Annotated in this window: 4 protein-coding genes and 1 tRNA gene; 2 read left to right on the forward strand and 3 right to left on the reverse strand. The window is 58.4% G+C overall.

Annotated elements, in window-relative coordinates; all coding sequences use genetic code 11:
- Positions 1-347: 347 nt before the first annotated feature.
- Positions 348-437 (forward strand) — tRNA-Ser (locus tag VGC33_RS06385).
- A 127-nt stretch (positions 438-564) separates the two neighbouring features.
- On the opposite strand, the gene phoH is transcribed toward VGC33_RS06385, so the two are convergent.
- Complete coding sequence (gene phoH, locus VGC33_RS06390; RefSeq protein ID WP_331119919.1) at positions 565-1,356, reverse strand: phosphate starvation-inducible protein PhoH; 792 nt, start codon at positions 1,354-1,356, stop codon at positions 565-567.
- A gap of 763 nt (positions 1,357-2,119) precedes the next feature.
- On the opposite strand from phoH, the gene putA reads away from it, so the two are divergent.
- Positions 2,120-6,049, forward strand: coding sequence for a trifunctional transcriptional regulator/proline dehydrogenase/L-glutamate gamma-semialdehyde dehydrogenase (putA, locus tag VGC33_RS06395; protein WP_331119916.1), 3,930 nt, complete (start codon positions 2,120-2,122; stop codon positions 6,047-6,049).
- A 62-nt stretch (positions 6,050-6,111) separates the two neighbouring features.
- Here putA and fliZ read toward each other — a convergent pair whose 3' ends face one another.
- Entirely contained in the window at positions 6,112-6,621 is a 510-nt protein-coding gene (gene fliZ / locus VGC33_RS06400; RefSeq protein ID WP_331119917.1) for a flagella biosynthesis regulatory protein FliZ, read from the reverse strand.
- 136 nt (positions 6,622-6,757) lie between these two features.
- Positions 6,758-7,480: an RNA polymerase sigma factor FliA gene (locus VGC33_RS06405; RefSeq protein ID WP_331119920.1), complete on the reverse strand. Its 723-nt coding sequence runs from the start codon at positions 7,478-7,480 to the stop codon at positions 6,758-6,760.
- Between the last annotated feature and the right edge of the window lie 238 nt (positions 7,481-7,718).

Consider the following 7,718-nt stretch of genomic DNA (forward strand, 5'->3'; position numbering starts at 1 on the left):
ATAAGATGTGATTAAACGTATTATTACTGCTCCCATATTATTGCTATGTGGATTGGGAATAGTACCGCCCGCGCGCATGAACGGGCCGGCTATTCCCCGCTTTTTCGACAATATCCCACCGGCGCAAAGGCCGGGACCCGATCCGTTTTGCCGCCCGTCCACTCCCCTGCCCCGCCCCGGCGCGCTTATTTTAAAAGCCTGATTACAGGCCCGGTTGCGTTACCCGCGCCGCCAGGCTGGCGATACGCTCAAACCCTGAGCAAACAACGCATTCGTGATAAATTATACTTGACCGGAATGGGCTGAATCCCTATAGTACCGCCCCGTTGACCCTTGGTTAACAACGTGGTGAGGTGTCCGAGTGGCTGAAGGAGCACGCCTGGAAAGTGTGTATACGAGAAATCGTATCGAGGGTTCGAACCCCTCTCTCACCGCCAAAATTAAGGTGGTCAAGGTGCCGGTCAAAATTACCGTCCTTGAACGCAAAAGAAAGCCCGGATTATTTCCGGGCTTTTTTTATGTCTTCACCACGGCGCTCGTCCACCGCCGCGCGGGTGTTGAAGATCAGCCATAGGCATTCAGCGTGCGCTGGCACAGCGCGGAGCGAACGCAATCCTGCTTGCCAAAACGTATGATCCCGATCATTTCATCGTCCTCACTGAATCGCTCCAGGGCATCCGCCAGTCCCGATTTTACGCCTCTTGGCAAATCGCACTGGGTAATATCGCCGTTAACGATGACCGTGACGTTTTCTCCCAAACGGGTTAAAAACATTTTCATTTGGTTAACGGTAACATTCTGCGCTTCATCTAAAATAACCACCGCATTTTCAAATGTGCGTCCACGCATATAGGCAAAAGGGGCAATTTCGACTTTGCCGATTTCAGGACGCAGGCAATATTGCATAAAAGACGACCCCAGCCGGCGCAGTAAAATATCATAAACCGGCCGGAAATAAGGGGCGAATTTTTCAGCAATATCACCAGGCAGGAAACCCAGATCCTCGTCGGCCTGCAATACGGGCCGGGTAACGATAATACGATCAACTTCTTTATGGATTAACGCGTCCGCCGCCTTGGCGGCGCTCAGGAAGGTTTTACCGCACCCCGCCTCTCCGGTGGCAAAAATTAACTGTTTGGTCTCAATGGCTGTTAAATAAGCTTCCTGGACTTCATTGCGTGCCTCTATTAACCTGGTGTCGCGACTGTCGCGCGCCATGCCTATCGATTCAATTCCGCTCATATGAACAAGAGAAGTGACCGAGTCCTCCTCACGCATTTTGTGATTGCGTGATTCACGCCGGATAACGCGTTTAGCTTCGCGACGAGCTTTGATCACTACTTTTTGTCTTCCCATAAGTGGCACCTTACAGTTTGTTTCACCATTCACCCAGGCATAGACCCGGTGATTACGCTTCACATTCAGATGAGGTTGTGGCTTCCTTTAAAGCCATAATAGCCATGAGACAAGATGACAGAGCCTGTTGGATCCGCGTGAACAATACGGACGCGACGGGATGCGCATCGGTTGAAAAATAGCAGCAGAGTTGAGAACACAAGAGAAAAATAACATTGCCGGTCGGCAAAAACGGAGTTGGTAACAGAGTGTTGAATTTACAACCGCCGAACGTTCCGGAGGCGATTGATGCAGAACCTGGTATTGCCATCAGCCCATAAAAGGACACTGTCATTAGCGATCCCCGCAGTGAGGTTAAGAACTTCGCATCTGAACAACTTTCTAAACTAGCGCTTGATGTCTTGAGTATAATGACATTGCTACAAAGTGCGCTCCAATTGCAATATTTTTTTTGGCATTCGGGCAAATAATAAGCAATCGCCGTTGCGCTTGATCGGTTTCAGGCAGACAAAATATATCCTCCGGCCTTAATTACACGCCGTTATATACCCGCCCGGCGGGCATTTTCCGGTCACGCAGATAAAAAACGCCGGCCGACGATAAACATCAATTATTACAAATTTGATTAAACGATCGCCGCCGGGTGCCATACCCTGGTCGGACCGGCCATCATTTAACCATAAGTTAATACTTTATTAACCCGGTTGCACTTGGTTGCAACATTGGCGATAGTGATGTCTCACAGGCTCGCCGGGGGAAAGCGATGGGAACCACTACGATGGGGGTAAAGCTTGACGATGCCGCCAGGGAAAGGATTAAAAACGCGGCGCGACAAATCGATCGCACCCCGCATTGGTTAATTAAGCAAGCTATCTTCCATTACCTGGATGAGCTGGAAAAAGGCCACGCCGTGGCGCAGGACGCCACGGCCGACGAGCCGGATGCGCTTGAGCCGCAGGCCATGGAAACACGCCAGCCTTTTTTGGAATTCGCCGAACAGGTATTGCCGCAATCGGTATTGCGCGCGGCCGTGACCGCCGCCTGGCGCCGGCCGGAAACCGAAGCCGTGCCGCTGCTGATTGAGCAGGCGCGCCAGCCGGCCGCGGCGGCGCAGATACGCCAGTTGGCGCGCCGCCTGACCGAAACGCTGCGCGATCAAAGCGCCGCCGGCGGCCGAGCCGGTATGGTCCAGGGGTTTTTGCAGCAGTTTTCACTGTCCTCGCACGAAGGCGTGGCGTTAATGTGCCTGGCGGAGGCGCTGCTGCGCGTGCCGGATAAAGCCACCCGCGATGCGCTGATCCGCGATAAAATCAGCCAGGGCAACTGGCAGCCCCATATTGGCCGCAGCCGATCGGTATTCGTCAACGCCGCCACCTGGGGCTTGCTGTTTACCGGCCGCCTGGTTGCCACTCATAACGAGGCCAGCCTGTCGCGCTCGCTAAATCGTATTATCGGCAAAAGCGGCGAGCCGTTAATCCGCAAAGGCGTGGATATGGCCATGCGCCTGATGGGAGAACAGTTCGTCACCGGCGAGCATATCGGCCAGGCGCTGGCCAATGCCCACCGGCTGGAACAACGCGGTTTTCGCTACTCCTACGATATGCTGGGCGAAGCGGCGCTGACCGAAGACGACGCCCAGGCTTACCTTCTTTCCTACCAGCAGGCCATCCACGCCATCGGCAAAGCGTCCAACGGACGCGGCATTTATGAAGGGCCGGGCATTTCCATCAAGCTCTCCGCCCTGCATCCGCGCTATGCGCGCTCGCAGTACGCCCGGGTGATGGACGAGCTATACCCCCGGCTGCTGGCGTTAACCCTGCTGGCGCGCCAGTATGATATCGGCATTAATATCGATGCCGAAGAGGCGGACCGGCTGGAGCTGTCGCTGGATTTATTGACCCGGCTGTGTTTTGAGCCGGCGCTGGCGGGCTGGAACGGCATCGGTTTTGTGATCCAGGCTTATCAGAAGCGCTGTCCGTTTGTTATCGACGAGCTTATCGATCTCGCCCAGCGCAGCCAGCGGCGCCTGATGATCCGCCTGGTGAAAGGGGCCTATTGGGACAGCGAGATCAAACGCGCGCAGGTGGAGGGGCTTGAAGGCTATCCGGTCTACACCCGCAAGGTCTATACCGACGTCGCCTACCTCGCCTGCGCGCGTAAGCTGCTGGCGGTGCCGCACCATGTCTACCCGCAGTTCGCCACCCACAACGCCCAGACGCTGGCGGCCATCTATCATTTCGCCGGCCAGAACTATTATCCGGGACAATATGAGTTCCAATGCCTGCACGGCATGGGCGAGCCGCTGTATGACCAGGTGGTGGGGCCGGTGGCCGACGGCAGGTTAAACCGCCCCTGCCGCATCTACGCCCCGGTGGGCACCCATGAAACCCTGCTGGCCTATTTGGTGCGCCGGCTGCTGGAAAACGGCGCCAATACTTCATTCGTTAACCGTATCGCCGATGGCGCCTTGTCGCTGGACAGCCTGATAACCGACCCGGTGGACGAGGCGCTGGCCATCGGCGAACGCGAAGGCGCCGTCGGGATGCCCCATCCGCGCATCCCCCTGCCCCGCCAGCTTTACGGCTCGTCCCGGCTTAACTCCGCCGGTATCGATTTGGCCAATGAACATCGCCTCGCCTCACTGTCCAGCGCCTTGCTCAACAGCGTCAACACGCACTGGCGCGCCCAGGCCGGGGACCCCGGCGAACACTCCGGCGAGGCGGGCCATGACGTGCTCAATCCGGCCGACGCGCGCGACCGCGTCGGCGAGTGCCTAGACGCCCGCGAAGACGAGGTCGAGCGGGCTATTGCCGGCGCGGAGCACCACGGCGCGATGTGGTCGGCAACGCCTTGCGCCGAACGCGCGGCGATGTTGAATCATGCGGCGGAATTGCTGGAACAGCGTATGCCGACCCTTATCGGCCTGCTGATCCGCGAAGCCGGCAAAAGCTATGCCGGCGCCATCGCCGAAGTGCGCGAGGCCGCCGATTTCCTGCGCTATTACGCCGGCCAGATCCGGGAATTTGATCGCGACGGCTGCCGTCCGCTGGGACCGGTGGCCTGCATCAGCCCCTGGAACTTCCCGTTGGCCATCTTTACCGGCCAGGTGGCGGCGGCGCTGGCGGCGGGCAACAGCGTGCTGGCAAAACCCGCGGAACAAACGCCGCTGGTGGCCGCGCAGGCCATCGGCATCCTGCTGGAGGCCGGTATCCCCCCCGGCGTGCTGCACCTGCTGCCGGGCGGCGGCGAGACCGTCGGCGCGACGCTTGTGGGCGACGCGCGGGTGCGCGGCGTGATGTTTACCGGCTCAACCGACGTCGCGCGCCAGATACAGATGACGCTTGCAAAACGGCTGGACCCGCAGGGCCGTCCGGTACCGCTGGTCGCCGAAACCGGCGGGCTGAACGCCATGATCGTCGATTCGTCCGCCCTGACGGAACAGGTGGTAAACGATGTCATCGTCTCGGCGTTCGACAGCGCCGGACAGCGGTGTTCGGCGTTGCGGTTATTATGCATCCAGGAAGAGGTGGCCGAACGCACGCTGCGCATGCTGCGCGGCGCCATGGCGCAGTACAGCCTGGGCGATCCGCAACTGCTGTCCACCGATATCGGCCCGGTCATCGACGCCCGGTCCAGACAGGCCATCGAGGATCATATCGCCACCCAGCGCGCGTCCGGCCATCCGGTCTGGCAAAGCGCCCATAATGAAGGCGACGGGCGGCAATCCCGCAGCGCCGGCAACTTTGTCGTGCCTACCCTCATTGAGCTTGACAACGTGGCGCAGCTTGACAAGGAAGTGTTTGGCCCGGTACTGCACGTGGTGCGCTACCGCAGCCGCGACCTGAACGCCCTGCTTGAGCAGATTAACGCCGGCGGGTACGGCCTGACCCTGGGCCTGCATACCCGCATTGACGAAACCATTAGTCGGGTAATTGAAAAGGCGCGCGTGGGCAACTGTTATGTCAACCGCAATATCGTCGGCGCCGTGGTCGGCGTACAGCCTTTTGGCGGGGAAGGCTTGTCCGGCACCGGTCCCAAAGCCGGCGGGCCGCTGTATCTTTACCGCCTGTTGTCCCAGCGGCTGGGCGATGCGCCGCCCGACCCGCTGCGCGCGCGGGACGCGGCCGACGCCTGCCCCACGCCGCAGCCGGCCTTTGAGGCGCTGATGGCCTGGGCCGAAACGCACCGTCCCGATGACCACGCGCGGCTGCGGCGCTTTGGCGAACTGTCGCTGGCCGGCACGGCAAGGCCGCTTACCGGCCCGACCGGCGAACAGAACACCTATCGCTTGTTGCCGCGCGAACGCGTGCTGTGCCTGGCCGATGACGAACAGGACCGGATAACGCAGCTGGCGGCGGCGTTAAGCATCGGCTCCCTGGTGCTGTGGCAGGACGCGCCGGAGTCGCGCGCGCTGCGCGACGGCCTGCCGGAGACGGCGCAGGCGCGCATTGTGCTGCATGACGACTGGCTCAAGGCGCCGGATCCGTTTGACGCGGTGCTGTTCCATGGCGACTCGGACCGGCTTTTGCAGATCTGCGGCGCCGTCGCGCGGCGGCCCGGCCCCATTATCCAGGTGCACGGCTACGCGCGCGGCGAAACGGCGATTTGGCTGGAACGGTTATTGCTGGAACGGGCGGTAAGCATCAATACCGCCGCCGCGGGCGGCAACGCCAGCCTGATGACCATCGGCTAGCACAACCAGACCGCCCCTTGATATCGTATTGAACCCGATCGGGGCGGCAACCGGCCGGCACGTTAAAAATTACGCTGCCAGTGGAGGTATTGGCCGTATTTACGCAAGGCGATACGGTAATTGCTTTGGCCGGCGTCGGGAACATCCTCGCTGAGCATTTGCGGGCCGCAGGGCAGCTCGAATTTATCATGGGGATAATTTCTGGCCGCCAGTATTTCATCAAGGCGGCGCAGGCGTACCACATATTCCCTAATAGTGCTGTGACTCATCGCCGTCTGTTCAAATAAATACTGTTTGAATGCTTTGATATCGAAATAATTGGCTTCACTGTTGCAGGAAATAACGCTGCAAAACCGGCACAGGGCCGTCAGCTCTTTATTCAGGCTTTGCCAGACATTATCGTCGATAAGCTGGTCCATGCCGGCGATGGCTTCTTTATTGATTATCTGCCCGCGAAATACCAGCGTCATCCGGTCCAGCGGCTTGCCGCACTGGCAGCAATGGGTTTGGCAGTGCTTGAAATCCTTCAAGTAACGGCTTAAGGGACGTTTTTTTCCCACTTTGGCTAACATGTCGTTTTCCCTAGTGCTAAGAATAGCGCTCTGCGTAGCGCGGCGAACGCGCGCTATTGAGAGCCATTTAATATGGCGTAATATGTCTGTCAGCGTGCTTTACAGCGAAGGGAATCAGCGTTTCCCTTACCGGCCGCTAACGATCGTTATTCAGGCGAGCGCGCAAACGTTTAATCGCCTGGCTGTGCAATTGACTGACGCGTGATTCGCCAACCTCCAGCACCGCGCCGATTTCCTTCAGGTTTAATTCTTCCTGGTAATAAAGCACCAGGACCATTTTTTCCCTTTCCGGCAATCCTTCTATCGCCTCGATGACCCTTTCCCGTACATTATTTTCCATCAATATCTGGAGCGGGTTGGCGTCTTCGTGTCCCGGCAATAGATTATCGGCACTGTCGCCGTGATCTTCACACCATTCGTCATAAGAAAAGAGTTGACTGTTATTGGTGTCGAGCAAAATCTGCCGGTATTCCGTAAGCGTAATATTCAGCGTTTGAGCCACTTCCTGCTCGGTCGCCACCCGGCCCAACTGCTGTTCGGCCTGATGAATGGCCTGCGCCACTTCCCGCGCGTGGCGGCGCACGCTTCTGGGCACCCAGTCCCGGCTGCGCAGTTCATCAAGCATGGCGCCGCGGATACGCTGCACCGCGTAAGTGGTAAAGGCCGTGCCCTGCAGACAGTCGTAACGTTCCACCGCGCTCAGCAGGCCTATCCCACCCGCCTGCAGCAGATCGTCGAGTTCCACGCTCGCCGGAAGCCGGACCTGCAGACGCAGCGCCTCGTGACGGACCAACGGAATATAGCGCTGCCACAGGGACTGTTTATCTATTACCCCCGTGGCGGTATACAGATCGCTCACCATGACTATCCTACATTGATCCTGTTATCGCCGTTATTATCCGGTTACCCGGCGCGGTCAATCGGCAGAATAGTCGCTTAAATACCCCTCTATTTATACTTTGCCGGAGACCCTGGCATTTATCTTGTATAAACAGGCTGTTATCGTCGCCGGCGGCGATTATTATTTTAGCGCGGCGGTGATTAAAGCAAAAAAAGCCCCGCATAAGCGGGGCCTGTCGGCAACAAAGGCGCCATAA

This window comes from Acerihabitans sp. (assembly GCF_036398755.1).
GTDB lineage: Bacteria > Pseudomonadota > Gammaproteobacteria > Enterobacterales > Enterobacteriaceae > Acerihabitans.